This is a genomic window from Streptomyces sp. NPDC107559, from assembly GCF_055657365.1.
Map to the genome: position 1 here is coordinate 466,516 of NZ_JBVKBD010000005.1, position 23,835 is coordinate 490,350.

The window sequence follows — 23,835 nt, forward strand, 5'->3', positions numbered from 1 at the left end:
GTGATCAGTCCACCGTCACGTAGTCGGGGCCGGAGTAACGGCCGGTGGCCAGCTTCTGACGCTGCATCAGCAGGTCGTTCAGCAGCGAGGAGGCGCCGAAGCGGAACCAGTGGTTGTCCAGCCAGTCCGCGCCGACGGTCTCGTTGACCAGGACCAGGAACTTGATCGCGTCCTTGCTGGTGCGGATGCCGCCGGCCGGCTTCACGCCGACCTGGACGCCGGTCTGGGCGCGGAAGTCGCGCACCGCCTCCAGCATCAGCAGGGTGTTCGCGGGGGTCGCGTTGACGGCGACCTTGCCGGTCGAGGTCTTGATGAAGTCGGCCCCGGCCAGCATGCCGAGCCAGCTGGCGCGGCGGATGTTGTCGTACGTCGACAGCTCGCCGGTCTCGAAGATGACCTTGAGGCGGGCGCTCGTCCCGCAGGCCTCCTTCACGGCGGTGATCTCGTCGTACACCTTCATGTAGTCGCCCGCGAGGAACGCCCCGCGGTCGATGACCATGTCGATCTCGTCGGCGCCCGCGGCGACGGCGTCGGCCACGTCGGCCAGCTTCACGCCGAGGGCGGCACGGCCCGCCGGGAAGGCGGTGGCGACCGAGGCGACCTTCACGCCCGAGCCGGCCACGGCCGCCTTCGCGGCGGCCACCATGTCGGGGTAGACGCAGACGGCCGCGGTCGAGGGCGTCGTGGCGTCGGTCGGGTCGGGATGGACCGCCTTGGCGCCGAGCGCCCGGACCTTGCCGGGGGTGTCCGCGCCTTCCAGCGTCGTCAGGTCGACCATCGAGATGGCGAGGTCGATGGCGTACGCCTTCGCGGTGGTCTTGATGGAACGGGTGCCGAGCGAGGCGGCGCGCGCCTCCAGGCCGACCGCGTCGACGCCGGGCAGTCCGTGGAGGAAGCGGCGCAGCGTGCTGTCGGACGCGGTGACGTCAGCGAGGGCAGCGGGTGCAGAGGTGGGCATGGTCACCAGACGAGCATATCTACGCGCGTAGCGGCTGTACACCCCCGGAACGTCCTCCCGGGGCGCCCGGCCCCTCGTGGGGCGGCCGGGGCGCGCGAGGTGTGACGCATCCCGCGGTACCGCGGAGGAGAGTCTTCCCGGACGTCGTGCAGAATCGGGACCATGACGACCCCGGAGCACCAGTCACCAGCGCCGCAGCCCTCGGCACCCGAGTCCAGGGACCGTGTCTACCGGTCGGCCTCGGGCCTGGCCGGCGGGGTGCTGCTGCTCGGGCTCGGCGGCTGGCTCGGCCTCGACGCGATCTTCACCGGGCACGGCAGCACGCCGTGGCTGGCGCTCGCCGCGATGATCCTCTTCGTACCGCTGGTGGTCGCCTTCACCCTGCGGCCCGCCGTCTTCGCCAACGACGACCGGATGCGCGTCCGCAATCCCTTCCGTGCCGTCGTGGTGCCCTGGGGCCAGGTCGCCTCGCTGCGCTCCGGTTACTCCAACGAGGTGATCACCGAGGCCGGGGCCAAGTACCAGCTCTGGGCGGTGCCCGTGTCACTGCGCGCACGCAAGCGGGCGCTGCGGACGCAGGCGCGGGTGGAGTCCGGCGGACGCCGGGGCGGGCTGTTCGGCGGCAGCGTGGCGGGCGGTCTGGGCGGCATGGACGCCACGGGCGGCGCGGCGCACGGCCCGGCGGCCGACCTCGGGCCGGCCCGGGCCGAGACCGACAAGATCATGGACGAGCTGCGCGAACTGCTGAAGGCGCGGGAGAAGGCCGCGGGCTCGCAGGGCGAGGTGACCGCGCGCTGGGCGTACGAGATCATCGTGCCGCTGCTGACCGGCGCGGTGCTGCTGGCGGTGCTGCTCGCGGTCACGTGAGCCACGGGCGCCCCGCGCCCGCCCCACCTCGCTTCCCCCCTTCACGCACACCTGCCCCGCCCCGCCTCGGTCGCGGCCGCCGTTCCCCCACCCGGAGACGAAGCCGAGAGCTGTCGTACGACCACCCCCGTGGTCCGAGTCTCTGGGAAACGATGAACACCGACGTCCGGCGGACCCTGCCCGCCACCGCGATACCCGACGGCTGCCTGCCCTGGAGCACGGAACAGGCCCGCCGCTGGACGCGGGAACTGCCACCGGCCTGGATACCGGTGCGCTGGGCCGGGCTGCCGGTCTACCAGCTGGTGTGGATGACGGGTGTGCTGGCCGCTCTGGGCCTGATCTGGGCCGGTGTGCCGCCCTACCTCGCGGCACCGGCCGCCCTCCACCTCGTCTGGCTGCCGCTGCGGCCCGAGATCGTACGGGTGTCCGCGCCGGTCCTGGCCCTGGTGGCCGTCGCCGTGCGTCCCGAGCCGGTGCTTCCCGTGCTGGCCGGTGCGCTGCTGCTGACCGTGGTGTCCCTGACCGTCTGCCTGCTGCGGCTGCGGGCCCGGCAGCGGCAGCGGGAGACGGCCCTGACCGCCGCCGGTGGGGTGACCGCGCCCCTGCCGGACACGGAACGGAGCCTCGGGCGCGGCCGGCTGCTGTCCGGGCTCGGGATCGTCCTGGTCCTGGCGGGTCTGGCGGGCTCGGCGCTGCCCGGGGCCACCGGGCTGTGGGAGGCGGAGCTGGACCGCCAGGGGGTGACCACCACGGGGTTCTTCGTGTCCGGGCTCGGCCTCACCGCGCTGCTCTCCGGGGTACTGGGCCGGCGGCGGGCCGTCGCGCTGCGTGCCGCGCCCGCGCCCGTCCTGCGCGTACTGGTGCGCGAGGACCGGCGCGTCGACGCGGAGGTCTACGCGGCGGACGACGTGGCGGGCCTGCGACCGCTGTTCACCGTCGCCACGATCCTGCTGGACGTCGAGGAGGACGGCGGCACGGACGACGGCGAGGCCGAGCTGGACGCCTTCTTCGAGCAGCTCGACGACAAGCGGCGGCCCAAGCCGCTGCGCGAGGCCGTCCTGTACGGGGCGCCGTACGACGGTGCCGAGGTCGTGCTCGTCAGCGCCGCGCAGAAGCCGGGCGACCCGCCGGTGGCGGAACGGTCGACCGGGCCCGTACGACCGGTGTCGGAGGCCGGAGTGCGGTGGCGGCTCCGGGTGGCGAGGCGGCAGGCCGCCTGGACCGCGGCGGACGACGAGCGGCACCGCGGCCTGGTGGCGGCCGCCCGCCTGACGAAGACGGCGCCGGTACGGAGCTGGCGTGCGGGCGTGCTGGACCGGCTGTCCGTGTGCCTGATGGTGCTCGCGGGCGTCATGCTGTGCCTGACGGAGTTCACCGACCGCGACAACGAGCTCTGGCAGCAGATCCTCTGCGCCCTCCTCGGCCTGTACGGCGCGTTCCGCATCCCCGTGAAGCTGTGCTGGCGCATCACCGCCGACCGCACCGGGCTCTGGCTGAACGGTCTGCGCGGGACCACCCACATCCCCTGGGACGACGTCCGCTCGGCCCGCCGGGAGGCCTTCGAGCTGAAGCTGCGCCGGCGTGGCGGCGAGTCCTGGGCGGTCTCCTCGTTCAGCTGGGCCTGGTACCAGCGCAGGCGCGGTCTGACGCACCCGTACGACGCCCCGGCCGCCGAGATCTCCGCCATGCAGGCCGATCCCGCCCTGCGTCCCACCGGCGACAGCGAGGAGCGGGAGCGGGGGCGCCCCCTGTGGCCGCTGGCCGTGCCGTTCGCCGTGCTGTGGGTGACGGCCGTGGTGGCCGCTCTGGTGTGGCTCCAGGGCCGGTGAGCGGCCGGTGAGACCGGGTGCGGCACCCGGGCCCGGAGCATGCGCGGGAGCGGCGCCCCGGGTACCGGACACCGCCCGGCACGCCCGGGCGGCCGCCCTCCCCGGGCGGGCGCGGGAACGTGCCGGACGGGACCGGCCGGACGTCGGCGCAGGTCAGCGCACGTCGACGTAGTCGCCCGCGGAGACCGCGGGCGCGGTGTCGTCCGTACCCGCGTACGACCAGCGGTAGGAGCCGTCGAGGTAGGCCCGGACGGTGGTGGACACCGTGCCGTCGGCGGCGGTGGTGACGGTCTTGAGGGTGCAGTAGGAGCTGCTGCCCGCGGGGCGGAACTGGAGGTCCACGGGCCGGCCGGCCGCGGCGGGGACAGTCGCGCCGGCCGCCCAGCCGGCGTGCTGCACGGTGCCCGCCACGGTGAGGTTCCGGCCGAAGCGGACCGGCTCGGGGGTGGCGTCGACGGTCAGCCGGGTCTCGCGCTGCACCAGGAAGGAGGCCGCGCTGTCCAGGAAGACGGCGTCGCTGTCGGGGGCGATGGCGTAGGCGCTGACGTGCCAGGTGCCGGCCAGCGCGTCGTCGGCCGGGGCGGTGCCGGGCGTGAGGGTGAAGGTCAGGGTGCAGGTGCTGGTGACGGCCGTCGTCGGGCCGCAGGCCGCGGTGGAGGCGACGGTGCTGTCCTGGGCGGCGTACGAGCCGTGGTAGAGGGTGGCGTTGATCTGGTCGAGGCCGGACGGGTCGGTCGCGGTGACGTCGACCGTGACCGTTCTCGCGCCGGTGCCGACGACGACCGGGTTGCCGCCGTTGACCACCACGCCGGTGATGTCGGTGTCGCCGAAGCGCTCGTCCGCGTGCGCGGACGGAACGGCGAGGGCGGACAGGGCCACGACGCCGCACGCAGCGGCGACAGCTGACTTAATGCGCATGCGAATTCCCCAATGTGAATGCCGCGGCCCGTCATTTGTGGCGGACGGGCCGGAAATGACGTGTGCAGCGTACTCATGCCATCCGGATTTAGGAACGTTTCCGGGTGACGGCGAACAGATTCGCCGATTTCCTGGCAATGGAAACTCCGTCGAATATCCGGTGTTTCGATTCCGTGGAAAACCGAAGGGAAAATTCGGTTCGAATTTCAGCGGACCTGGCGGCCACCTACGCGTACCGGAGCCCGCGGCGGCCCGGTCGGAGCACGGTCGTGGCGGGGCTGGTCCCGGCTCCAGACGCTTCCGAAAAAGCCAATCCTTTGCGTGCAAGTCGCCATCTTTTGCGCACACTTGACGTGCTGCGGGGTCGGATGTCGTTCGACGTGGCCGCTCGGCCGACTTTGTGAACGAGGGGCAACTTTCGCATGAAGTGTGCGATGGGCACTTAACTACGGCGATCGCTTATCACTGCCGCCTCACTACCCTGCGTGTGCTGCATGAACGGCGAACCAGAGCCGGCGCGTGCGGCTTCCTGGCATCGGGGAACACAGGGGTGGGGATGGATGGTGGCAAGAAATGGAGGCGCGGCCGTACCCGGCACGCGCTGCCAAATAGACATCGGTGCAGACGGCACTTACTCGTGGCGGCTCACGGCCACGAACGGGCGGGTGATCGCCGTGGCCGCACGGACCTACCGGGACTACGGCGAATGCCGCGCCGCGTTCGAGCGGCTGTGCGCCGATGTCGCGGAATTACCCGGCGCGGTGCACCACACCGCGGAAGGCAGTGGCTGGGTGTGGCGGATGCGTGATCGCGCCGGCGGCGTCGTGGCGGTGTCCTCGCGCGCCTACGAGCGGCACTCGACGTGTCAGGCCGCCTACGAACGGTTCCGGGCGCTGCTGACCGAGCTCGGGTCCGGGGACGTGATCCCGTGGGGCGAGACGGAGTGAGCGCGCGCCGCTGACGGCCCGGCGATCCGGGAGAGGGGGCCGGGGCCCGCCGCACGGCGGACCCCGGCCCCCTCCGTTTCGTATTCCGTGGTCGCTGCGTTCACGTCAAACCCGGAAGTTGCCCCGCGGGGGTGTCTCGTTCATATGCGTGTGCGCGGGTGTCCATCCCTCCTCAGGAGCGTCGGCCGATGTGACGACCCGAATCCATGAGCGACCTGTGGCTCCCGCGGACGACCCGCCCAGACGCCTGCATCTCGACCCGGGTATGCCCGACCGCGTGTTCCGGGGGATCCTGCGCGGTGGCGGCACCCTGGTGCTCGCGATCATGCTGCTGGTCGGCGGCTTCCTGACGTACCGGGCCTGGCAGGCACTGTCGGCCGCGCGCTGGTCCTTCGTCACCACCGAGACCTGGGAGCCGGACGGCGGGCACTTCGGGATCGCGGCCGTGCTCGTCGGCACGGTGCTGATCGCGCTCGTCGCCATCGTCTTCGCCGTACCGCTCGCGCTCGGCACCGCGCTCTACATCTCCGAGTTCGCGCCGCCGCGGCTGCGCCGGACCCTCATCAGCGTGGTGGATCTGATGGCCGCCGTGCCGTCGGTCGTCTACGGCCTGTGGGGGCTGTTCTTCTTCCAGGGACACGTCGTCACCGTCGCGCGCTGGATCTCGACCTACTTCGGCTGGATCCCCCTCTTCGAGGTCGACGGCGCCGATCCGCGGGACCCGCTCGCCACCGCGACCGTCTTCACCTCGTCCACCTTCATCGCGGGCATGATCGTGTCCCTGATGGTCGCGCCGATCATCTGCTCGGTGATGCGCGAGGTGTTCTCACAGGCCCCGGTGGGCGAGCGGGAGGGCGCCTACGCGCTCGGCGCCCACCGCTGGGGCATGATCCGCAGCGTCGTCCTGCCGTTCGGCAAGGGCGGCATGATCGGCGGCACCATGCTGGGCCTGGGCCGGGCGCTCGGCGAGACCATCGCCGTCTACATGATCATCTCGCCGGTCTTCGTGATCCAGCCGCACATCCTCCAGAACGGCACCAGTTCGGTCTCCTCGCTGATCGCCCTGCGCTACGGCGAGGCCTCCGACCTCGGCATGTCGGCGCTGATGGCCGCCGGTCTCGCGCTCTTCCTGATGACCCTCGTCGTCAACTTCGCCGCATCGTCGATCGTCGCCCGCAGCCGTTCCGGCGCGGCGAGCGACTCCTGAGGAGATCTGAGTCCGATGACCGTCACCGCCGCACAGAGCCCGCCCGGCGATCCGGGGCCGGGGACCGGGCCGAGCCCCGCGGGAGCACCGAAACCGCCGGTGCCGGCCACCAGCCTGCCCCGCCGCCGTCCCGGCGGCGACACGGCCAGGCCCGCCCAGCCGCGCCGCAACCTGTCCACCCTGCGCGCCACCGACGTGTACGCCATGGCCGGTGCCGGGGCCGCGTCCCTCGCCCTGACCTGGGTGATGTTCGACCGGCTGCTGCCCTTCAACGGCGCGCTGGGCTTCCTCCTCGTCGCCTACGCGCTCTTCCTCGGCCTCTACGCGCTGCTGGTCTCCTTCGACGAGGACGGCCCCGCGGTCCGCGACCGGGTGGCCGCCGCGGTCGTCCAGAGCCTCGGCCTGGTGATGCTGACCGCGCTGGCCTTCGTGGTCGTCTACACCCTCTACGAGGGCCGCGACGCGCTGCCGCACCTGAACTTCTACACCCAGTCGATGGCCGACGCCGGTCCGGTCGAGCCGCTCAGCGTGGGCGGCATCCTGCACGCGATCGTCGGCACCCTGTGGCAGATCTCCATCGCCCTGACGATCTGCATCCCGGCCGGACTGGTGTGCGCGGTCTTCCTCAACGAGGTGCCCGGCGCCTTCAGCCGGTTCGTGCGCACCATCGTCGAGGCCATGACCGCGCTGCCGTCCATCGTGGCCGGCCTGTTCATCTACGCGACCTTCATCCTGGGGCTCGGCTTCGACCGGTCCGGTCTGGCCGCCGCGCTCGCGATCTCCGTGATGATGCTGCCGATCATCATCAGGGCGGCGGACGTGGTGATCAGGCTGGTGCCCGGCACCCTGCGCGAGGCGTCGTACGCGCTGGGCACCTCGCGCTGGCGCACCGTGTGGCACGTGGTGCTGCCCACCGCCCGCTCCGGGCTGACCACCGCCGTCATCCTGGGCACCGCCCGCGGGGTGGGGGAGACCTCGCCGGTGCTGCTGACCGCCGGTTTCACCGCCGAGCTCAACACCGACCCGTTCAAGGACCCGATGGTGTCGTTGCCGCTGGCGGCCTTCGAACTCGTCAAGTCCCCCGAACCCACCTATGTCGCCCGCGGCTTCGGCACGGCGGCCGTCCTGCTGGTGCTGGTCCTCGTCCTGTTCGTGGTGGCCCGCGTCGTGGGCGGCCGCGGACCGGGCCGGCTGACCCGCCGTCAGGAGCACCGCCGGGTGAAGGCGTCCCGCCGTGACGCGCAGCGCTTCACGGACCGCACGTCCGCCGACCGGCAGCCCGTCAGACCCGCACCGACGAGGAGCACTCCGTGATACCCGCACCTGTCCGTCGTCCGCGCGCCCGGCGTGCGCACCAGGCGCTGGCGCTGCTGACCGCCCTGGTCTGCGCGCTGCTGGCCAGTCACCCGCCAGGTGCCTTCGCCGTCACGTACGTGAAGATCAGCGGCTCCGGCTCGACCTGGAGCGCCAACGCCATCGAGCAGTGGCGGCGCAACGTCCGCCAGCAGGGCATGACCGTCAACTACGCGTCGGTCGGTTCGACGGTCGGCCGTACCCAGTTCGCCAACGGCACCTCCGACTTCGGCGTCTCCGAGATCCCCTACGGCCTCACCGAGTTCGGCACGACGGACACGCCGCCCCGGCGCAAGTACGCCTACATGCCGATCGTCGCCGGTGGCACGTCGTTCATGTACAACCTCCAGATCGGCGGCAGGCGCGTCACCAACCTCCGGCTGTCCGGGGACGTCCTCTCCAAGATCTTCACCGGCAAGCTGACCATGTGGAACGCGGCGGAGATCAAGGCCGACAATCCCAGACTGAACCTCCCCGCCCGCCGGATCGTCCCGGTCGTGCGTTCCGACGGCTCCGGTACGACCGCGCAGTTCACGCTCTGGATGTCCAAGCAGCACAGCTCGCTGTGGAACGACTACTGCCGCCGCGCCGGCAAGCCCACCCCCTGCGGGCTGACCTCGTACTTCCCGAACATCCCCGGCTCCGGCTTCGTCGCCCAGTCCGGCTCGCTCGGCGTCGCGGGTTACACCAAGCAGCCCCAGGCCGAGGGCGCCATCACCTACGTCGAGTACTCCTACGCCAGGAACGCGGGCTTCCCGGTCGTCAAGGTCCTCAACAACGCCGGCTACTACGTCGAGCCGACCGCCTCCAGCGTGGCCGTCGCCCTGACCAAGGCCCGGATCAACAACGACCCGCGCTCCGCGAACTACCTGACGCAGGATCTGGACGGGGTCTACACGTACGCCGACAAGCGCACCTACCCGCTCTCCAGCTACAGCTACATGATCATCCCGACCAAGGAGGAGATGGGCTTCACCAAGGCCAAGGGCGCGACGCTGAGCGCGTTCGACAACTACTTCCTCTGCGAGGGCCAGCAGCAGGCCGACCGGCTCGGCTACTCGCCGCTGCCGATCAACCTCGTCCAGGCCGCCATGGAACAGGTGCGCAAGATCCCCGGCGCCGAGGCGTCGGACATCGACATCAAGAACTGCAACAACCCGACGTTCTCCTCCGACGGCAAGAACCTGCTGGCGAAGAACGCCCCCTACCCGGCGGCCTGCGACAAGAAGGGCTCCGACCAGTGCGCCACCGGCACCGGCGGCGCCAAGCAGCCCACCACACCGAGCGCCGGCGGCAGCGGCGGCGCCACCGGCGGCAGCGGCTCGGGCGGCTCCGGCTCCTCCGGCGGCTCCACCGCGACGGGCGGCTCCGCCGCCACCGGCGGGACGGGCACGACCGGCACGACGGGCGGCACCGGCGGCACCGGCACGGCCGGCACCAGCACGAGCGGCGGCGGGACGACCGGGGGGACCGTCGTCGACCCCGACACCGGCGAGGTGATCGGCGACGGCCGGAGCGGTGGCGGCGACACCACCGTCGCCGCCACCCCGGTCTCCCTCGGCTCGGGCGACGCCCTCGGGCTGCGCACCGCGCTGATGGCGCTGTCGGCCGTACTGCTGGTCGGCGTCGTCGTCGGCCCGCCCGCGCTCGCCCGGCTGATGTCCGGCCGGTCGCGACGCAAGCGGGGTGCGGCATGACGGGCGCCGCGAACCGGCCCCGGCCGCGGCTGCTCCTCGCGCTGGGCGCGCTGCTGGCCGCACTGGTCCTGGCGCTGCTCCCGGTGCCGTCCGCCACGACCGCCGCCGCGGCGGACGGCGGGGCGGCGGACTCCGCGGTGACGGTGACGGGGAAGAAGGGCAAGTACGACGACTTCTCCGGTCTGAAGGTGACCGTCCAACAGACGAAGGACCTACGCTCGCAGGGCGTACGGGTCAGCTGGGAGGGCGGCACGCCGACGTCGGAGGGCGACTTCCGGCGCAACTACCTCCAGATCATGCAGTGCTGGGGGGACGACCCGGCCGGCCCCACCCGGGAGCAGTGCGTGTTCGGCGCCACCGGCGTCCCCGTCGCCCTGGGCACCCTGGCCCAGTCGCGGAGCGTGGTCGCCGGCACGGGCTTCGCGGGCGACCCCGAGGAGACGCAGTACACGGGCGCGAACGCGTTCGTCCCGTTCCGGCCGATCGGCGGTCTCCCGCCGACCACGTCCACCAAGGACCCGACCTACTTCGGTCCGCTGGACACCAACGAGCAGGCGGCCGCCCGGGTCTTCGCGGGCGGCTCGGGCGAGGTGAACTTCGAGGTGCAGGACGCGACCGAGGCACCCCACCTCGGCTGCGGCACGAACACCGCGCCCGCGGGCAGCACCCCCGTGCCCCGGTCGTGTTGGCTGGTCGTCGTGCCGCGCGGCACCCACAACCCGGACGGCACGGACGTCACCCGGGCCGGCGAGGACGGAACGGTCGACGGGTCGCCGCTGAGCGCCACGAACTGGGCCCAGCGGTTGGTCGTCCCGCTGCACTTCCTCCAGGTCGACGAGTTCTGCCCGAAGGGCCAGGCCGAGCGGCCCACCGCCGGCTCCGAACTGGTGACGGACGCCGTCACCTCCTGGCAGCCGAAGCTGTGCTCCGCCACCGACAGCACGTTCGCCTTCACCCAGGGCGGGGAGGAGGAGGCGCGCAACCAGGTGCAGGGCACCACCGCCGAGTCGCCGCTGCTGGGCTTCACCGTCGCCCCGGTCGCCCAGGACGACGGGACGAAGATCGTCCAGGCGCCGGTGGCGGTGTCCGGGGTCGCGGTCGCCTTCTTCGTCGAAGGCCCGGACGGCGTGGTCCAGGACATGAGACTGACCCCGCGGCTGCTCGCCAAGATGCTCACGCACTCGTACCAGAAGGATGTGTCGCTGGCCCAGGGGCATGCTCCGCATCTGGCCGGGAATCCCGCCTTCTTCAACGAGGACCCGGAATTCAAGAAACTGAATCCGGAATTCCCCGCGCTGAGCGGACAGCCGCGGAGCCTTCTGGTCCCGCTGCAGAGTTCCGACACCACCAAGCTGGTCTGGAACTGGCTCCAGGCGGACACCGAGGCCCGGGACTTCCTGTCCGGCAAGGCTGATCCGTGGGGGATGAAAGTGAACCCCTACTTCAAGGATCTGAAACTCGCCGAGAGCACCTCGCTCACCGATTTCCCCAAGGTGGACCCGACGGTGACGGACGCCCTCGCCAACGGCACTCCGCCGCTCACCTACACCCTGACCGACCTGAACCCGTACACCGCCGACCTGCACGACGGCGCGCTGCGCACCCTGCGGGGCAACGACAACCGCACCATCCAGTGGCAGGCGGGCGACAACTCCCCGCCCAAGCTCATCAACGACCCCGCCCTGTGGGGCCGGCGGGCCGTCCTGGCGATCGTCGACACGGCGTCGGCGCAGCGCTACGGGCTGGCGACCGCGGCCCTGCGCAACGCCGACGGCACCTTCGTCCATCCGACCACCGCCACCCTCACGGCCGGCGTCGCGGCCATGAAGCCGACCGCCGCCGACGCCTCCGTGCTCGACCCCGACCCGGCCCGCGCCAAGGGCCAGGCGTACCCGCTGACCGCCGTGGCCTACGCCGCCGCCTCGATGAACCAGGACGCGGCGGCCCGCACGGCGTACGCGCAGTTCATCCGGTACGCCGCCGGGCCGGGCCAGACACCGGGTGTCTCGGCCGGCCAGCTGCCCGCGGGCTACGCGCCGCTGCCGGCTCGCCAGCGCGAGCAGGCCGAGGCCGCCGCGGACGCGCTGGAGCGCGGTGCGACCGGGAGCGAGTCCCCGGGCGGCACGGGCGGCTCCGGGGGTGACACCTCCGGGACGGGCACCGGCGGGACCTCCGGCGGCAACGGCACCGGCGGGACGTCCGGAGACACGAGCGCGGGCGCGGCCGCGGCCGGCGGCACCGGCACCACGCCGCCCGCCTCCGCGCCCCCGAGCGGCTCCGCACCCCCCTCCTCGGGGCCCCAGCAGAACATCGCGAACCCGGCCGCCGGAATCACCCCGAAAGACGTCATGGGGATTATTCGCTGGGTTCTTGTGACCGTATTGATCCTGGGTGGTGCGGCGGGGATATCGGGTCCGCTGATGCTTCGTCTCGCGCAGCGCCGGAATCCCTAGGAGGCACCTAGGAAGCCTCCCCGTAACCTTTCCCTCGTTGGAAATTGGTTGGTCATCGCCCGGAAATACTGGAAGCGTAGGCGATGGCCGATCGGCGGGTCGGCAGCAAGGAAATCGCATTCCGCTTGAGCGTCCAGTCTTCGAAATCCATAAACCAAGGGGTTCAGAAGTGAACGTCAAGTCTCGCGCCAAGGTCGGCGCTGCTTTCGGTGTCGCGGCTCTCGGTCTCGGCATCCTGGCCTCGCCGGCTTCGGCGGACCCGACCCCGGTCACTGACTACCGTCAGCTCGCCGGTGTCGGTTCGGACACCACCCAGTACGTCATGAACGGCCTGGGCGAAGTCGTCACGAACGGCAACGGCAAGATCATCGCCTCCTGGAACGCCCTCGTCCCCGGTTCCACCACGATCAAGACCAAGACCACGGGCTGTGACACCGTCGCCCGTCCGGACGGATCCTCGGCCGGCATCAACGCGCTGAACGCCGACATCGCGGCGGGCACCCACTGCATCGACTTCGCCCGCTCCTCGCGCGGCCCCGCGGACACCAGCACCACGGACCTCACCTTCATCCCGTACGCCAAGGACGGCGTCACCTACGCCACCGCCCTGGGCAGCACGCTGCCGACGAACCTGACGAAGGCGCAGCTCGCCGCGATCTACCAGTGCAACTCCACCGAGTTCCCGAACGCGCAGCCGCTGCTGCCGCAGTCCGGCTCGGGCACCCGCAGCTTCTGGCTGACCGCCATCGGCATCACCGAGTCCCAGGTCGGCACCTGCGTGGACCAGACCATCCAGGAGCACAACGGTCTGGCCCTGGTCAACGGCAACCAGCTCATGCCGTACTCGATCGCCCAGTGGATCTCCCAGGGCAAGGGCTTCTCCGACGTCCCGAACCGTCGTGGCACCTCGCGGCTGCGCAACATCAACGGCACCGCCCCGACCACGGGCTCGGGCAGCGCCCTGGCGCTGAACACCGCGTTCACCTCGGACTTCCTGCGCAACGTCTACAACGTCGTCCCGACCGCCAACCTCACCGACCCCGTCGTCGCCGAGACCTTCGTCGGCGCCACCTCGAAGGTGTGCGCCGCGAGCTCCACGATCACCAACTACGGCTTCGGCACCCTGACCAACTGCGGCAACACCGACCTCAAGGCCGAGCGCTGAACCGTGATCGTCGTCTGATCCTCGCGTGACGGCCGGGCACCCTCGGGTGCCCGGCCCCACGTGCTGTCCCCGTACGTCCGTTCCGCGCGCACTTCGGCGTACGTCCGCTCCACGCGCCGTACGCCTGCTCCACGACCTGTCCCGTACATCCGACAACCGTCCCCCGGGGGGCCCTCGCAATGACCGTGCCACATCCGTTCCGAAGAGCGGCCGCGATCGTGGCCGCCTGCGCCCTGCTCGCCCTGGGCCTGGTGGGCCTGGTGGTGTCCCAGTCCCAGCCCGCCCGGGCGGCGGCCTCCATTGGGGAATTCACCTTCGCCTCCACCAGCGGCAAGCTCAGCGACCCGCAGCCCTTCGGCCCCTCCCTCACCACCCCCGCGGCCTGCCCCGACTTCGAGATCAAGGACGACGCGGGCAACGTCCTGGAGTCGATCCCCATCAACTACACCCTCGCGCTGAGCGTGGTGAAGCCGGGCGGCGGATCGGCCGTCCTGATGGGCTCGATCACGAGCGCGTCGCCGTACGACGCGGCCAAGACCGCCTCGCTGGCCGCCGCGGACAACCCCGACCTGGGGCTCGCCGACCCGTCGCAGATCTTCACCTCCGACGGCACCTACGAGCTGCAGCTCGTCTGCCTCGACGACTTCGGCGGCACCCACCCGGACGGCAACTACTGGACCCAGAAGATCACCGTGACCGGTGACGACTGGGTGGTCGGGGAGGGCGCTCAGGCCACCGGCCTCACCGTGACCGCGAGCCCGTCGGTGATCGAGCCCGGCCAGGAGACGACGTTCACCGCGACGGTCTCGCCCGCCGAGGCGGCCGGCACCGTCACCTTCCTGGAGGGCGCTACCACGCTCGGCCAGGCCGCGGTCTCCGGCGGGAAGGCCGAGTTCAAGACCTCGGCGCTGACCGAGGGCCAGCACGGCGTCACCGCCCGGTTCACCCCGCAGAACCCCGCCCAGTGGGGAGCCTCCGAGGTGGCGTCACCCGCCTCGGTGACCGTGCAGACGGCCCGGTTCGAGATGCGCGACGCCTCGGGGCAACTCCTCGCCGTCAACCCCCAACTGACCCGCGGCCAGACGGTGAAGGTCATCATCCGCGGGTGCTCGGCCGGCGCGACCTACACGATGGCGATGTTCAACAACGACACCGCCTTCCCGAGCGCCGTCGCCGACGCGAACGGCACGGTGACCTGGCCCACGCTGACCGTGCCCGAGGACGCGGTGGCCGGGCAGACCAGCTGGGACTACAGCCCCGACTGCACCGGCGTGGGAAGCGTGGCCGCCGTCTCCTTCACCCTCGCCGAGCCGTCCTCGGCCTCGCCGTCGACCAGCCCCAGTGAGGACCCGAGCGAGAGCCCCTCGGACGAGCCGAGCGACGACCCCACCGGTGACACCTCCGGCACCACGACCGGCGGCGACAGCACCTCCGGCGGGGACTCCGGCTCCGGCGGGAGCAGCGGCTCCGGCGGCGGCTCCGGCTCCGGCGGCACCTCCCCGCAGGGCGGCCTCGCCTCCACCGGCAGCCAGATCGCCCTGTTCTCCGGCGTCGGCGCGGTCGTCCTCGTCACGGCCGGCATCGTCTTCGTACGGTTCGGCCGCCGCAACGGACTGCTGACCTTCGGTGAGCCCGGCGCCTGACCACGGCCACGCGCGCGGCGCGGGCGGCGGGCCCCTCCCGCCGCCCGCGCCCGCGCCCTCCCGCCCCACACCTCTTCACAGGAGCACTGCCGTGACCGTGCTGTCCCCGCCCCCGCCGACCGAGGCGCCCCCGGTGCCGGCGCCCTCGCCCGAGCCCGGGTCCGGCGCGGCCCCGGCGCGGGCCGAGCGGCCCGGCTTCGCGTTCGCCGGGGCCGCGCTGTGCCTGCTCGCCGCCCTGCTGCTCGGCTTCGCCGCCAACCTGACGATCGTCGGCCACCTCCAGCACAGCCGCGACCAGGAGACCGCCTACGACGAGTTCCGGCGCCAGCTCGCCCTGGGCATCGCCCCGGTGGGCCAGCAGACGTACGACGGGAAGATGCTGGAGCCGGGCGCCCCCGTGGCGCTGCTGCGCATCCCCGCCCTGGGCCTCAAGGAGGTCGTCGGCGAGGGCACCGCCTCCGGGGTGCTGATGTCCGGCCCCGGCCACCGCCGCGACACCCCGCTGCCCGGACAGGCCGGCACCAGCGTGGTCATGGGCCGCCAGTGGGGCTACGGCAGCCCGTTCAACGACCTGCACCGGCTTCCCCTCGGCACCGAGATCCGGCTGACCACCGGTCAGGGCACCGCCGTCTACCGGGTGTCGGGCCTACGCCACGAGGGCGACCCGCTGCCGGCCGCGCTCAAGCAGAACGAGGGCCGGCTCACGCTCATCACCGCCGAAGGCGCCCCCTACACCCCCTCCGGCACGGTCCGCGTCGACGCGACCCTGACCAGCCCCGTCCAGCCCAGCCCGGCGCGCCCGCTGGCCCTCGGCTGGATCGACGACTCCGAGCAGGCCCTGGGCACCGAGGACGCCGCCTGGCTCCCGGTCTTCCTGTGGTCGCAGGCCCTGCTGCTCGCGGCCCTGCTCACCATGGCCGCCTACCGCGTCTGGGGGCGCTGGCAGACCTGGATCGTCGGCGCGCCCGTGCTGGCCGCCCTCGGCCTCGCCGTCTCCGGCGCCGCCACCCGCCTGCTGCCCAACCTGCTCTGACCGACGAGGAGTTCCGCCATCATGTCCGACCCGACCGACACGCTCGTCGACGAGATCCTCGATCCGACGCGGAGAATCAACGCCGTCAGGCCCGGCCGCGGCACCGCGCAGAGCGACCCCGCCACCCTGGAGGCCGACTCCATCTCGGCCTGGTTCGGCGACCACAAGGTCCTGGAACACGTCTCGCTCACCATGCCCGCCCGCAAGGTCACCGCGCTCATCGGCCCGTCCGGCTGCGGCAAGTCCACCTTCCTGCGGATCCTCAACCGCATGCACGAACTCGTCGGCTCCGCGTCCCTGGCGGGCCGGGTGCTGCTCGACGGCGAGGACATCTACGACCGCGGTCGCCGTATCACCCACGCCCGCCGCCAGATCGGCATGGTCTTCCAGAAGCCCAACCCCTTCCCGGCGATGTCGATCTACGACAACGTCACCGCCGGCCTGAAACTGGGCGGCATCAAGGCGGGCCGCGACGACAAGGACGCGCTCGTCGAGGAGTGCCTGACCAAGGCGGGCCTGTGGAAGGAGGTCCGCGACCGCCTGAGGCAGCCCGGCGGTGCGCTCTCCGGCGGCCAGCAGCAGCGGCTTTGCATCGCGCGCTCGCTGGCCGTACGGCCCCGGGTGCTGCTCATGGACGAACCGTGCTCGGCCCTGGACCCGACCTCGACGCGGCGCATCGAGGAGACGATCCACGAGCTGTCCGAGGAGGTGACCATCGTGATCGTCACCCACAACATGCAGCAGGCGGCCCGCGTCTCCGACCAGTGCGCGTTCTTCCTCGCCGAGCAGGGCACCCCAGGCGCGATCGTCGAGTACGGCCCCACGGGCGCGATGTTCGACAGCCCGCAGGACCCGCGCACCACGGACTACGTCAACGGCCGCTTCGGCTGAGCCGCCACGCGCGCCACCGCACACCGCCCTGAGCGCCGCCCCGCGCCGGTCGCCGGGGCCCCGGACAGACGACCGGGCACGGGGTCCGGCCCGCCGTCGCGGATCCGGACCCCGTGCCCGGCCCAGGTGCGGTGTCCCGCCGCATGTGACTCCTGGGGCTTGGGACACCCAGGGGGTGGATGCCTCCAAGGGGGGTGAGGAGTGCATCCGTGCTGCGCTTCCAGGATGGGGCGGACGCGCCCGCGGGAGGCAGCCGGGAAGCATGCGACAGCCCAATTCCGGGTGAATCACGGTGCTCCAGGCCGCGCAGCCCTTGCCGCACAAGGCCGTTGCCGCACAGCCCCCCCTCGCAGGACCGGGTCAGATCCCGGCGGCCGCCGACAGGTCGCGCTTGATCGCCGCGAGCAGTTCGGCGGCCCGGGCGCGGGCCGCCGGGAGGCCGGCGTGGCCGCCCACCGGGACGACGACCTCCAGGTAGCACTTCAGTTTGGGCTCGGTGCCGCTGGGCCGGACGATGACGCGTGCGCCGTCGAGGGTGTAGCGCAGACCGTCCGTGGGCGGGAGCCGGTCGGTGCCCCGGGTGAGGTCCTCCGCCGCGGTCACCGCCAGCCCGGCGAGTTCGGCCGGCGGCCGCTCGCGCAGCCGGCGCATCGCGTCGGCGATGACCGAGAGGTCCTCCACCCGCACCGAGAGCTGGTCGGTGGCGTGCAGCCCGTGCTCGACGGCGAGGTCGTCGAGCAGGTCGAGCACGGTGCGGCCCTGCTCCTTGAGCTCGGAGGCCAGCTCCGTGACGAGGAGCGCCGCGGTGATGCCGTCCTTGTCGCGTACGCCCTCGGGGTCGACGCAGTAGCCGAGGGCCTCCTCGTAGCCGTAGCGCAGGCCGTCCACGCGGGCGATCCACTTGAAGCCGGTGAGGGTCTCCTCGTACGGCAGACCCGCCTTCCCCGCGATCCGGCCGAGGAGCGAGGAGGAGACGATGGACTCGGCGAAGGTGCCGGTGACCCCGCGCCGCACCAGGTGGGCGGCGAGCAGCGAGCCGACCTCGTCGCCGCGCAGCATCCGCCAGGCGCCGTCCTCCTCGACGGCGACGGCGCAGCGGTCGGCGTCGGGGTCGTTGGCGATGATCAGGTCGGGGGCGGTCTCGCGGGCCTGCGCGAAGGCCAGGTCCATCGCGCCGGGCTCTTCCGGGTTGGGGAAGGCGACGGTCGGGAAGTCCGGGTCGGGCTCGGCCTGCTCGGCGACCAGGACCGGGGCCGGGAAGCCCGCGCGGGCGAAGGCCGCGAGCAGGACGTCCTTGCCGACGCCGTGCATCGCCGTGTAGACGGTGCGGGCGGTGCGCGGGGAGCCGGGGGACAGGACGGCGTCCGTACGGGCCAGATAGGCCTCCAGGACGCTCTCGTCGAGGGTCTGCCAGCCCTGGTCCGGGCGGGGGACGTCGGCGAGCGCCTCGATCGCGTCGATCTCGGCGGCGATCCGCGCGTCGGCCGGCGGGACGATCTGGGAGCCGTCGCCGAGGTAGACCTTGTAGCCGTTGTCGCGGGGCGGGTTGTGGCTGGCCGTCACCTCGACGCCGGCCACCGCGCCGAGGTGCCTTATGGCGAAGGCGAGGACGGGCGTGGGCAGCGGGCGCGGCAGCACGGCGGCGCGCAGGCCCGCGCCGGTCATCACGGCCGCGGTGTCGCGGGCGAAGTCGGCGGACTTGTGGCGGGCGTCGTAGCCGATCACGACGAGGCCGCCGGAACTGCCGTTCTTGTTCAGGTACGCGGCGAGACCGGCCGCGGCGCGGATGACGACCGAGCGGTTCATGCGCATCGGGCCGGCGCCCAGTTCGCCGCGCAGGCCCGCGGTGCCGAACTGGAGGGTGCCGCCGAAGCGTGCGGCGAGCTCGGCGTGGTCTCCCGCGTCGATGAGCTTGGCGAGTTCCGCGCGGGTGTCCGCGTCGGGGTCCTCGGCCAGCCATGACGTGGCCCGTGCGATGAGATCGTCTTGCACGTTCGGTCCAACCTCTCGTTCGTGTGCCGCGCTGCGCGCGCGTGCGTGCGGTGCGTGCGGTGGTGCGCGCCCACGGGTGGTGCGTAGGGGCGGTGCGTACGGCGGCGTACGGGCGGTGCGGGTACGCGGGGCGCGTACCCGCGGGTGCCGGCACCCCCGGAGCCTCCCGCCCCGCGGTCACGGCCGCCCCGGAGTCACGGGCGTCCCGGAGTCACGGCCGCCCCACGGGCACGGCGGCCCTGCGTTCGCAGCCGTCCCGCGCTCACAGCCGTCCCGCGGTCCACGACGGTTGCGCGGCCCGCGACGGTTGCGCGACCCGCGACGGTTGCGCGGCCACGGTCGTCCCGCGCTCCCTGCGCGTCCCGCGCCCCCTGTGCGTCCGCCGCCCGGATGCGTCCGCCGCCCGGGCGGGTCGCAGTCCGGGCGGGTCGCAGTCCGGGCGGGTCGCGCGTCCGGTGCCGGTGGTGCCCCGGGGTGTCAGGTGTCCCGTGGGCACCACCGGCCCCGTACGTCCCTCCCCGGAGGCTCTGCCCCCGGAGTCCGCTCCTCGAACCCCGCGGGGCGAGGGCGCGGCGCCGGTCGCCTACAGGCGGTCCAGCACCTGCGCCAGCAGGGAGCCCATCCGGGTCGCGCTGTCGCGGCCGGCCTGGAGGACCTCCTCGTGGTTGAGGGGCTCGCCCGTCATGCCCGCCGCGAGGTTGGTGACCAGCGAGATGCCCAGCACCTCGGCACCCGCCTCACGGGCGGCGATCGCCTCCAGGACCGTCGACATGCCGACCAGGTCCGCGCCGATGACGCGGGCCATCCGGATCTCGGCCGGGGTCTCGTAGTGCGGGCCGGGGAACTGCGCGTAGACGCCCTCCTCCAGGCTGGCGTCGATCTCCTTGCACAGGGCGCGCAGACGCGGCGAGTACAGGTCGGTGAGGTCCACGAAGTTCGCGCCGACGATCGGCGAGGTCGCCGTCAGGTTGAGGTGGTCGCTGATCAGGACCGGCTGCCCGGGGCGCATGCCCTCGCGCAGACCGCCGCAGCCGTTGGTCAGCACCACGGTCTTGCAGCCCGCGGCGACCGCGGTGCGCACGCCGTGCGCGACGGAGGCGACGCCACGGCCCTCGTAGTAGTGGGTGCGGCCCAGGAAGACGAGCGCGCGCTTCTCGCCGATGCGGTACGAGCGGATCGTGCCGCCGTGGCCGGCGACCGCCGGCGGCGGGAACCCGGGCAGCTCGGTGACCTGGAGCTCGGCCTCGGGAGCGCCGAGGGCGTCCACGGCCGGTGCCCAGCCGGAGCCCATCACGAGGGCGACGTCGTGGGTCTCGGCGCCCGTCAGCTCGCGCAGGCGCGCGGCGGCGGCGTCGGCGGCCGCATAGGGGTCGCCCTGGATGTCGTCCGGAAGAAGAGATGCGTTCACGCGGACGAGGGTAGCCGGTCTGGGCCTACGCGCGTAGATGACAGTGCTCACGGGATGGCGATCGTTGTCTTGTCGTTTCCAACGAAACGCCGTACGGACCGATCCCACGAGGGCGGTCCGGGGCCGGGCTCAGCAGGGCCGCTTGCGCAGTTCCATCACGTAGTCGTGCGGCGCGCCCGCCGACTCCGCGGCGTCGGCGACCTCGCCCAGATAGCGGGCGGAGGGCAGTCCGCCCTCGTAGCCGTTGAGCACGTACGTCCACGCCGGCTCCTGACCGTCCAGGGTGTGCACGCGGACCCGCAGCCGGCGGTAGATGCCGAGGCCGACGCCCTCCCACCGGTCCAGCGACTCCTCGTCCATGGGGGCGATGTCGTACAGCGCGACGAAGACCTGCGCGTCGGGGTCCTCGACGACCGTGGCCAGCGCGCCGTCCCAGCCGAGCTGCTCGCCGCCGAACGTCAGCCGCCAGCCGTTCAGCCAGCCCGTCGCGCGCAGCGGCGAGTGCGGGGCGCGGCGGGACATCAGCCGCGCGTCGAGGTTGCCGGCGTACGCGGTGTAGAGCGACATGGGTCCGAGAGTACGGCAGCCGTCCCGCGTGTCACGCCCGTCCCGGTCGAGTCCCCCGGGACCTGGTCCGGCCCCGGGGCAATAGCACCTCGACGCGTGCGGGACAATGGAGTACGTGACTCGGATCGTGATCATCGGTGGTGGACCCGGCGGCTACGAAGCTGCGCTGGTGGCGGCGCAGCTCGGCGCGGAGGTGACCGTCGTCGACTGCGACGGTCTGGGCGGAGCGTCGGTGCTGACCGACTGCGTGCCGTCGAAGACCCTTATCGCCACGGCCGAGGTGATGACCACCTTCGACTCGTCGTACGAAGAGCTGGGCATCATCGTCGCCGACGACACCCCGCACGTGGAGCAGGCCGCCCGCGTCGTCGGCGTGGACCTGGGCAAGGTCAACCGACGGGTGAAGCGGCTCGCGCTCGCCCAGTCGCACGACATCACCGCCTCCGTGACCCGGGCCGGCGCCCGCGTCATGCGCGGGCGCGGCCGGCTGGAGGGGATGCAGGCCCTCGACGGCTCGCGCAAGGTCGTCGTGGTGGCCGCCGACGGCACCGAGGAGACCCTCGTCGCCGACGCCGTCCTCATCGCCACCGGCGGTCACCCGCGCGAGGTGCCGGACGCCCTGCCCGACGGCGAGCGCATCCTCAACTGGACCCAGGTGTACGACCTCGACGAACTCCCCGAGGAGCTCATCGTGGTCGGCTCGGGTGTCACCGGCGCCGAGTTCGCCGGTGCCTACCAGGCGCTCGGCTCCAAGGTGACCCTGGTGTCCTCCCGCGACCGTGTGCTGCCCGGCGAGGACCCGGACGCCGCCGCCGTCCTGGAGGACGTCTTCCGCCGCCGTGGCATGAACGTGATGGCCCGCTCCCGCGCCGAGTCCGCCAAGCGGGTCGGCGACCGCGTCGAGGTCACCCTCTCCGACGGCCGGGTCATCACCGGCTCGCACTGCCTGATGGCCGTCGGCGCCATCCCCAACAGCGCCGGGCTCGGCCTGGAGGAGGCGGGCGTCAGGCTGCGCGACTCCGGCCACATCTGGACCGACAAGGTCTCCCGCACCACGGCCCCCGGCGTGTACGCGGCCGGTGACGTGACCGGCGTCTTCGCCCTCGCCTCCGTGGCCGCGATGCAGGGCCGCATCGCCATGTACCACTTCCTCGGCGACGCGGTGGCCCCGCTCAACCTCAAGACGGTCTCCTCGAACGTCTTCACCGACCCCGAGATCGCCACCGTCGGCTACTCCCAGGCGGACGTCGACGCGGGCAAGATCGACGCCCGGGTGGTGAAGCTGCCGCTGCTGCGCAACCCGCGCGCCAAGATGCAGGGCATCCGGGACGGCTTCGTGAAGATCTTCTGCCGTCCGGGCACGGGCATCGTCGTGGGCGGTGTGGTCGTGGCGCCGCGCGCCTCGGAACTGATCCACCCCATCTCGATCGCCGTCGACAACAATCTGACGGTCGAACAGATCGCGAACGCGTTCACCGTGTACCCCTCTCTTTCGGGGTCGATCGCGGAAGTGGCCCGGCAGCTGCACACCCGGAAGGCGACGGGCGAGAGCTGACGGCCGGAAGTGACTCCCCGCTGGTCACGGGGAGTTGTCGACCATTCGTGCGGCATAGTCGGGGCGACTAGGCTCTATACCACTTCGCCCTTCACCGTGCGAACAACTTCTGTTATTCGGCGCAAACAGCTGAAACCAGACGGTCGTTGGGGTTACTGTCAGTTTCGTGTTCGCTGCAGAACGTCGCCAATTGATCCTCGAAATGGTGCGAGCGAACGGGGCCGTGTCGCTCCGTGAGCTCGCCCGTGTCGTCCAGACCTCCGAAGTGACCGTACGGCGGGACGTGCGCGCACTGGAGGCAGAAGGACTCCTCGACCGCCGGCACGGCGGTGCGGTACTGCCGGGCGGGTTCACGCGGGAGTCCGGCTTTCCGCAGAAGTCTCATCTCGCGACCGCCGAGAAGACGGCCATCGCCGACCTCGCCGCCAACTTCGTCGAAGAGGGCGAGGCCATCGTGGTCGGGGCGGGAACCACCACCCAGGAGCTGGCCCGCCGGCTCGCCCGCGTACCCGGGCTGACCGTCGTCACCAACTCCCTCCTGGTCGCCCAGGCGCTGGCCCATGCCAACCGGGTGGAGGTGGTGATGACCGGCGGTACCCTGCGCGGTTCCAACTACGCCCTGGTCGGCAGCGGTGCCGAGCAGTCCCTCCAGGGGCTGCGGGTCTCGCGGGCCTTCCTGTCCGGCAGCGGTCTGACCGCCGAGCGCGGGCTGTCCACGTCCAACATGCTGTCGGCCTCCGTCGACCGGGCGCTGGTCCAGGCCGCCGCGGAGGTCGTCGTCCTCGCCGACCACACCAAACTCGGTACGGACACCATGTTCCAGACCGTACCCACCGACCTGATCACCCGTCTGATCACCGACGAGCCGCCCGCCCACGACGACCGTGCCGCCACCGAACTCCAGGCCCTCGCCGACCAGGGGGTGCAGATCGCCGTGGCCGGGGCGGCGGGGAGCCCGGGGGGTGACGCCGTCCCGGCGCGCCAGCAGCGTCGGGACGTACCCCTCCCCGCCCCTCGCCGCGGCCAGGTCCCGGGCGTGGGCCCCGGCCTGCGGAGCGCCGCGGTCCTGAACGACCAGTCGCCGGGCGCGGAACGGGCACGCGTGGCGGATTTGCGCCGCCGCTGACCGCCGAGGCCCGCTCGACAGCGGGTGGACGCGAGCCCTTGGACCTCTCTGCACGGTACGCGGGGAAACGAAACGCCCCGCGGACCGGCTGCTGCGGTCCACGGGGCGCTCGAAGGTACGCCGGTACAGGTGCCGGTGTCAGTCCTTGATCTCGCAGATGGCCGCGCCGGAGGTGACGGAGGCGCCGACCTCGAAGTTCAGGCCCTTGACGGTGCCCGAGCGGTGG

The 23,835-nt window shown here is 72.3% G+C and carries 18 protein-coding genes; 13 read left to right on the forward strand and 5 right to left on the reverse strand.

The window, feature by feature from the left end; genetic code table 11:
- Positions 1-4 precede the first annotated feature (4 nt).
- Positions 5-958 carry a deoxyribose-phosphate aldolase gene (gene deoC, locus ACZ7OY_RS19235; RefSeq protein ID WP_351615093.1) on the reverse strand — a complete coding sequence of 318 codons (954 nt, stop codon included), beginning with the start codon at positions 956-958 and terminating at the stop codon, positions 5-7.
- Between the two features lie 162 nt (positions 959-1,120).
- On the opposite strand from deoC, the gene ACZ7OY_RS19240 reads away from it, so the two are divergent.
- Both ACZ7OY_RS19240 and ACZ7OY_RS19245 read left to right on the forward strand, forming a co-directional pair.
- Complete coding sequence (locus tag ACZ7OY_RS19240) at positions 1,121-1,825, forward strand: PH domain-containing protein (RefSeq protein ID WP_471912423.1); 705 nt, start codon at positions 1,121-1,123, stop codon at positions 1,823-1,825.
- A 152-nt stretch (positions 1,826-1,977) separates the two neighbouring features.
- Positions 1,978-3,654 carry a hypothetical protein gene (locus tag ACZ7OY_RS19245; RefSeq protein WP_471912424.1) on the forward strand — a complete coding sequence of 559 codons (1,677 nt, stop codon included), beginning with the start codon at positions 1,978-1,980 and terminating at the stop codon, positions 3,652-3,654.
- A gap of 153 nt (positions 3,655-3,807) precedes the next feature.
- On the opposite strand, the gene ACZ7OY_RS19250 is transcribed toward ACZ7OY_RS19245, so the two are convergent.
- Positions 3,808-4,572, reverse strand: a complete 765-nt coding sequence (locus ACZ7OY_RS19250; protein ID WP_471912425.1) for a DUF5707 domain-containing protein — start codon at positions 4,570-4,572, stop codon at positions 3,808-3,810.
- Positions 4,573-5,246: 674 nt separating this feature from the next.
- Here ACZ7OY_RS19250 and ACZ7OY_RS19255 point away from each other — a divergent pair.
- From ACZ7OY_RS19255 to ACZ7OY_RS19295, 9 genes are all read left to right on the forward strand, one after another.
- The gene (locus ACZ7OY_RS19255) at positions 5,247-5,519 is read left to right on the forward strand and encodes a hypothetical protein (protein ID WP_384736694.1); all 273 of its coding nucleotides are present in this window, start codon (positions 5,247-5,249) and stop codon (positions 5,517-5,519) included.
- A 217-nt stretch (positions 5,520-5,736) separates the two neighbouring features.
- Positions 5,737-6,726: a phosphate ABC transporter permease subunit PstC gene (gene pstC / locus ACZ7OY_RS19260; protein WP_471912426.1), complete on the forward strand. Its 990-nt coding sequence runs from the start codon at positions 5,737-5,739 to the stop codon at positions 6,724-6,726.
- Between the two features lie 15 nt (positions 6,727-6,741).
- Positions 6,742-8,040: a phosphate ABC transporter permease PstA gene (gene pstA / locus ACZ7OY_RS19265; RefSeq protein ID WP_471912427.1), complete on the forward strand. Its 1,299-nt coding sequence runs from the start codon at positions 6,742-6,744 to the stop codon at positions 8,038-8,040.
- Positions 8,037-9,776 (forward strand): phosphate ABC transporter substrate-binding protein PstS, encoded by a 1,740-nt coding sequence (gene pstS / locus ACZ7OY_RS19270; RefSeq protein WP_471912428.1) that lies wholly within the window; start codon positions 8,037-8,039, stop codon positions 9,774-9,776. The genes pstA and pstS overlap by 4 nt, the downstream gene beginning before the upstream one ends.
- Positions 9,773-12,229: a hypothetical protein gene (locus ACZ7OY_RS19275; protein ID WP_471912429.1), complete on the forward strand. Its 2,457-nt coding sequence runs from the start codon at positions 9,773-9,775 to the stop codon at positions 12,227-12,229. The genes pstS and ACZ7OY_RS19275 overlap by 4 nt, the downstream gene beginning before the upstream one ends.
- Positions 12,230-12,398: 169 nt before the next feature.
- Complete coding sequence (locus tag ACZ7OY_RS19280) at positions 12,399-13,394, forward strand: substrate-binding domain-containing protein (RefSeq protein WP_471912430.1); 996 nt, start codon at positions 12,399-12,401, stop codon at positions 13,392-13,394.
- Positions 13,395-13,573: 179 nt separating this feature from the next.
- Positions 13,574-15,037: an Ig-like domain-containing protein gene (locus ACZ7OY_RS19285; RefSeq protein WP_471912431.1), complete on the forward strand. Its 1,464-nt coding sequence runs from the start codon at positions 13,574-13,576 to the stop codon at positions 15,035-15,037.
- Positions 15,038-15,128: 91 nt separating this feature from the next.
- The gene (locus ACZ7OY_RS19290; RefSeq protein ID WP_471912432.1) at positions 15,129-16,070 is read left to right on the forward strand and encodes a sortase; all 942 of its coding nucleotides are present in this window, start codon (positions 15,129-15,131) and stop codon (positions 16,068-16,070) included.
- Between the two features lie 21 nt (positions 16,071-16,091).
- On the forward strand, positions 16,092-16,961 hold the full coding sequence (locus tag ACZ7OY_RS19295) for a phosphate ABC transporter ATP-binding protein (protein WP_471912433.1): 870 nt from the start codon (positions 16,092-16,094) through the stop codon (positions 16,959-16,961).
- A gap of 360 nt (positions 16,962-17,321) precedes the next feature.
- Here the strand turns inward: ACZ7OY_RS19295 and ACZ7OY_RS19300 are convergent, their stop codons facing one another.
- The 3 genes from ACZ7OY_RS19300 to ACZ7OY_RS19310 all read right to left on the reverse strand — a co-directional run bounded on the left by ACZ7OY_RS19300 (position 17,322) and on the right by ACZ7OY_RS19310 (position 20,928).
- Positions 17,322-18,953, reverse strand: coding sequence for a phospho-sugar mutase (locus tag ACZ7OY_RS19300; RefSeq protein WP_471912434.1), 1,632 nt, complete (start codon positions 18,951-18,953; stop codon positions 17,322-17,324).
- A gap of 583 nt (positions 18,954-19,536) precedes the next feature.
- A complete protein-coding gene (locus ACZ7OY_RS19305; RefSeq protein WP_471912435.1) occupies positions 19,537-20,361 on the reverse strand; it encodes a purine-nucleoside phosphorylase in 825 nt (274 codons plus the stop codon).
- Positions 20,362-20,490: 129 nt separating this feature from the next.
- Entirely contained in the window at positions 20,491-20,928 is a 438-nt protein-coding gene (locus ACZ7OY_RS19310) for a gamma-glutamylcyclotransferase family protein (RefSeq protein ID WP_471912436.1), read from the reverse strand.
- A 106-nt stretch (positions 20,929-21,034) separates the two neighbouring features.
- On the opposite strand from ACZ7OY_RS19310, the gene ACZ7OY_RS19315 reads away from it, so the two are divergent.
- Positions 21,035-22,483: an NAD(P)H-quinone dehydrogenase gene (locus ACZ7OY_RS19315; protein WP_471912437.1), complete on the forward strand. Its 1,449-nt coding sequence runs from the start codon at positions 21,035-21,037 to the stop codon at positions 22,481-22,483.
- Positions 22,484-22,649: 166 nt separating this feature from the next.
- Complete coding sequence (locus tag ACZ7OY_RS19320) at positions 22,650-23,609, forward strand: DeoR/GlpR family DNA-binding transcription regulator (RefSeq protein WP_471912438.1); 960 nt, start codon at positions 22,650-22,652, stop codon at positions 23,607-23,609.
- Positions 23,610-23,835: the final 226 nt, after the last annotated feature.